Consider the following 4,485-nt stretch of genomic DNA (forward strand, 5'->3'; position numbering starts at 1 on the left):
TGAGGCGACGTCAGTTGGCCCGGCACTAGAGAGGTTCCACCAGGAACAGGGGCTGGGCGTACTCCACCGGCTGGGCGTTCTCCACCAGGACCGAGACGATGCGCCCCTTCACCTCCGCCTCGATCTCGTTCATCAGCTTCATCGCCTCGATGATGCACAGCACCGACCCCTTCTCCACCACCTGTCCCTCCTTCACGTAGGGATCGGCGCCCGGGGCGGGGGACCGGTAGAAGGTTCCCACCATCGGGGACTCGATGGTCAACAGGTTCTCGGCCCGGGCAGGGGGAGGGACGGGGGTTCCCGCGGGGGCGGCGTGGAGGGCCGGGGCCGGCGGGGGGGGGATGGGGGCCGGGGGAGCCACGACCGGAATGGCGTTCCCGCCGCGCCGGCGGATCCGAACGCGCTGGCCCTGCCGCTCGACTTCCAGCTCCTCGATGTCCGAGTCCTCCACCAGCTTCAGGAGGGCCCTGAGCTCCTTCAGGTCCATGGACCAGCCCTTCCCCGGGGGGCGCGTCATGCCCGCTCGATGTAACTGCCCGTGCGCGTGTCAACCCGGATCATGGTCCCCACCTCGATGAAGAGGGGCACCTGTACTACGGCGCCGCTCTCCAGGGTCGCCGGCTTCGACCCCCCCGACGCGGTGTCCCCTCGGACGCCCGGGTCCGTGGCCACGACCTGGAGCACCACGAAGGTCGGAAGGTCCACCCCGATCGCCTCCCCCTGGTGGAAGAGGAGAGTCACCTCCAGCCCCTCCTTCAGGTAGCGGCTGGCCGTCCCCAGGGCGTCCTCCTTCAGGAAGAACTGCTCGTAGTTGTCCATGTCCATGAAATGGAACTCCGGCCCCTGACGGTACAGGAACTGGACCTTCTTCTCGTCGATCCGGGCGAGGGGGACCTTCTCTCCGGACCGGAAGTTCCGGTCAACCTGGGCTCCGGTGCGGAGGTTCTTGACCTTGGTCCGGATGATGGCTCCCCCCTTCCCAGGCTTGTGGTGCTGGTACTCCGTCACCACGTAGGGGACCCCATCCAGCTCGATCTTCATGCCGGGCCGCAGATCATTAGACGAGATCACGCGGGACGCTCCGTCTTGCGGGTCGTGGCCGTCTCAGCGGGCCGCCTGCCGCTGGCGCGCCAGGGCGACCGCCGCCTCGAGGCCGAGCAGGTAGCTGTGGAGTCCGAACCCCGAGACCACCCCAGCTGCCACCTCCCCGGTGAGGGAGTGGCGGCGGAAGGGCTCCCGGGCGTGGATGTTGGAGAGGTGGACCTCCACGGTGGGGATCGCCACGGCGGCAATCGCATCGCGCAGGGCCACACTCGTGTGGGTATAGGCGCCGGGGTTGAAGACGACCGCATCGGCCCAGGCCGGTGCCTCTTGCAGGGCGTCGATGAGGTTGCCCTCGTGATTGGACTGGCTGAACCGCACCTCCGCGCCGGCCGCGGCCGCGGCGCGGCGGAGCTCGGTCTCGATCTCGGCCAACGTAACCCGACCGTACACCTCAGGCTCCCGGGTACCCAGGAGATTCAGGTTGGGCCCGTGGAGAACCAGGATCCGCATGGGGTCCCTTCGAGGAGAGGCCGGGACAGGTGCCCGGAGTTGATCAGAGGAGGGACCGGAGGGCCGGAGCCCCCTCCTGGACGGCCCGCCGGCCGCTCGCCGCATTGCCCGCCGCCCGGGTCAGGAGGGCCAGCGTACAGTCCTCCCCCAACGGGACGAAATGGATATTCCGATGAGCCGTCAGGAGGCCGAGGTGAATCCACGCCCCGAGGTCGAGGCCCTGCGCCAAGGCCTCCGCCTCACGCAGGAGGGGAACGCACTCCGCGCCGATGGCCTCGGGGGAGGGCCCGTCTCCCCCCCGGAGGGCTTCCACGGGGAGGCCGTCCCGGTCCATCACGAGCAGGCCCTCGCCGGCCCGTACCCCGCGGAACAGCTCGCCCAGACTCTCGCGGAGGCTCACGCCGCCCCCCCGCGCAACGCCCCCTTCCGCCGGCGAGCCGCCTCCCGCCATCGCTCGAGGAGCGCCACCCCGTCTCCCGTCGCGTTGGCAGGGACCTCGGCTGCCGCTGGAGCCGGCGCAGCCACCTGGAGGCCTTCCAGCTTCTCGCGCAGATCCGCCCGCGCGGGGTCCTGCCGGAGCAGCTCCCGGTAGATTTCCACCGCCCGCTCGCCGAAGCCCTGCTGAGCGTAGAGGTCCGCAAGCGTCTCGGTTGCCAGGCCCAGCGCGGCGGGAGCTGCCGCCGGCTCCGTGGGGGGCTCCCCCGGCAATGCCCAGGCCTGTTTCGCGTGCTCCCCCGCCGGCTCCGCAGGCGCGACGCCCACGAGTGGGGCCGCGGGCGGTGGCGCTTTCTCCTCCTGGGTCAGGCGGGCCAGGGCGTCCTGAACGTCCCGATCCAGAGGCGTCAGCTGCAGGACCGCCTCGTACCGCTGCCGGGCCTCGTCCCGCCTCCCCTGGCCGGCGGCCAGGTCCCCCAACAGCCGGTGGGCCAGGACATTGCTGGGACTGAGCTCCAGGACGATCGCGAACTCTTTCTCCGCCTCTTGGAGCTGGCCCTTGTCGATCAGCGCTCGGCCGAGGACCATTCGGGCGCTAGCATAGGTCGGATGGTCCTTGAGCCCGCCGCGGCAGGTCCGGATCGCCTCGTCGAGCCGGCCACCCTTCCGGTAGGCATCCGCGAGCTGGGCAAAGACGCGGGAGCGCGGCTCGCTCGCCAACCGGGCCTCGTACTTGGCGATCTCTGCCGCCAGTTCTCGGGGGTCAGGCATGTGGCTCACCCGCGGGGGGGCTCACGAGGGTCGCGAGGGTCTCCCGGAGGGCCTCTCGGTCGGAAACCGGGGCCACCGTAACAGAGCCGATATCCTTTGTCAAGACGAAATAGTTCACGCTATCCTTTATCTTTTTATCGTAATGCATTGAATTCTCAATGTCTTTAAGGCGAAGACTTGCTCGCCCTGGGAGCCCGAGACGCCCGAGAAGATCGGCGAGACGGTCCCGAACCGAGCGTGCGCACAGACCCAGACGAACGGAGAGCTCCGCGGCGAAGAGCATCCCCAACGCCACCGCCTCTCCGTGCAGATATCGGCCATATCCGGTGGCCGCCTCGATGGCGTGCCCGACCGTGTGGCCGAAGTTGAGGACCGCCCGCGGACCGGTATCACGCTCATCCACTTCGACCATGCGCGCCTTGATCCGACACGACGCGGCCACCGCCTCCACGAGGGCCCGTTCCTCGGCGGCCAGGAGCGGCTCCACCTGGTCCTCGAGCCAGGTGAAGAGAGCCGCGTCGGCCACCACCCCGTACTTGACCACCTCGGCGAGCCCGGCCCGAAGCTGGCGGAGCGGAAGGCTCCGGAGGCAGGCCACGTCTGAGAGGACCGCCCGCGGTTGGTGGAATGCCCCCACCAGGTTCTTGCCCCGGGGAAGGTTGATCCCCACCTTCCCCCCGACGCTGCTGTCCACCTGGGCCAAGAGGGTGGTGGGGATCTGGAAATAGGCGATTCCCCGGAGGAAGGTGGCCGCCACGAAGCCCGCGAGGTCCCCGATGACCCCGCCCCCCAGGGCGAGGACCGCGCCGTGGCGGTCCAAGCCCGCGTCCAGCAGTGCCTCGTACAGGGAGGCTGCCCGCTCGAGGCTCTTGGAGGCCTCCCCGGCCGGCACTTCGATCCGCGCCGGCTCATAGCCGGCTCCCCGGAGAGCCTCCTCCACAGCGACCGCGTAGAGGGGGGCAACGCTCTCGTCCGCCACGATGGCCACCCGCCCCGTCACGCCGAGAGCCCGGCACTTCTCCCCCGCCTCCTCTAGGACGCGGCTCCCGATGAGAACATCATAGGCGCGCTCCCCCAGCCCGACGTGAACCGTCTGCCGGGCGGCGGGCTCCCGGGATTGGAGGAGGCGGCGGAGGAGATCCGCGACTTCGTCGGGCGTCCGGTCAGAAGTGTCCAGGAGGTGGTGGGCCTCGGCGTAGGCGGGAAGTCGGACCGCGAGGAGGGCTCGGAGGCGGCCGAGAGGATCCGGCCCCTTCAGGAGGGGGCGGTCGGCAGCGGGGAGGACCCGGGCCAAGAGAACCTCCGGGGGGGCCAGGAGAGAGACTACCGTCCCGGCCGCCTTCAGCCGGCTTCGATTCTCCGGATCCACAAAGGCCCCGCCCCCCGTGGCGATCACCCCGGGGGGCCGGGCGAGCAGCCGGGCGATGAGTTGCCGCTCGAGCGACCGGAAGCGCGCTTCCCCCTCGCCCGCGAAGAGGTCCGCAATGCGCTGGCCGGCTTCCGCCTCCAAGAGGGCATCGGCATCGTAGAAGGGGAGCCCCAGGGATCGGGCCAGGCGTTCCCCCACCGCCGTTTTCCCGCTGCCCATCATGCCGGCCAACACGATGTGCCGGCCGCTCACAGCTCCCGGACCTGCTTCAGGTACCCGTCGAAGTTGCGCCGCATCTCGGGGAGGCTGTCCCCCCCGCACTTCTCCCGGAGCGCCCGGGCCACCTCGAAGGCGAC

Annotated in this window: 6 protein-coding genes; all 6 read right to left on the minus strand. The window is 70.1% G+C overall.

Annotation, left to right across the window (positions count from 1 at the left end):
- Positions 1-25 precede the first annotated feature (25 nt).
- From accB to aroB, 6 genes are read right to left on the minus strand one after another with little or no spacing between them, the layout of a single operon-like run.
- The gene (gene accB, locus VGT06_13350) at positions 26-517 is read right to left on the minus strand and encodes an acetyl-CoA carboxylase biotin carboxyl carrier protein (protein ID HEV8664107.1); all 492 of its coding nucleotides are present in this window, start codon (positions 515-517) and stop codon (positions 26-28) included.
- Positions 514-1,071: an elongation factor P gene (gene efp / locus VGT06_13355; GenBank protein HEV8664108.1), complete on the minus strand. Its 558-nt coding sequence runs from the start codon at positions 1,069-1,071 to the stop codon at positions 514-516. Before efp ends, accB begins: the two co-directional genes overlap by 4 nt.
- Positions 1,072-1,104: 33 nt before the next feature.
- Complete coding sequence (aroQ, locus tag VGT06_13360) at positions 1,105-1,554, minus strand: type II 3-dehydroquinate dehydratase (GenBank protein ID HEV8664109.1); 450 nt, start codon at positions 1,552-1,554, stop codon at positions 1,105-1,107.
- Between the two features lie 43 nt (positions 1,555-1,597).
- A complete protein-coding gene (locus tag VGT06_13365; protein HEV8664110.1) occupies positions 1,598-1,954 on the minus strand; it encodes a roadblock/LC7 domain-containing protein in 357 nt (118 codons plus the stop codon).
- Positions 1,951-2,760, minus strand: coding sequence for a tetratricopeptide repeat protein (locus VGT06_13370; GenBank protein ID HEV8664111.1), 810 nt, complete (start codon positions 2,758-2,760; stop codon positions 1,951-1,953). Before VGT06_13370 ends, VGT06_13365 begins: the two co-directional genes overlap by 4 nt.
- Positions 2,753-4,381, minus strand: coding sequence for a 3-dehydroquinate synthase (gene aroB, locus VGT06_13375; protein ID HEV8664112.1), 1,629 nt, complete (start codon positions 4,379-4,381; stop codon positions 2,753-2,755). The genes VGT06_13370 and aroB overlap by 8 nt, the downstream gene beginning before the upstream one ends.
- Between the last annotated feature and the right edge of the window lie 104 nt (positions 4,382-4,485).

The sequence above is a fragment of the Candidatus Methylomirabilis sp. genome (genome assembly GCA_036000645.1).
Taxonomy (GTDB): domain Bacteria; phylum Methylomirabilota; class Methylomirabilia; order Methylomirabilales; family JACPAU01; genus JACPAU01.

What these genes read in the sequence shown, in the direction of transcription:
- accB (HEV8664107.1), bottom strand. Translation starts at nt 517, where the DNA reads ATGACGCGCCCCCCGGGGAAGGGCTGGTCCATGGACCTGAAGGAGCTC.
- aroQ (HEV8664109.1), bottom strand. Translation starts at nt 1,554, where the DNA reads ATGCGGATCCTGGTTCTCCACGGGCCCAACCTGAATCTCCTGGGTACC.
- VGT06_13370 (HEV8664111.1), bottom strand. Translation starts at nt 2,760, where the DNA reads ATGCCTGACCCCCGAGAACTGGCGGCAGAGATCGCCAAGTACGAGGCC.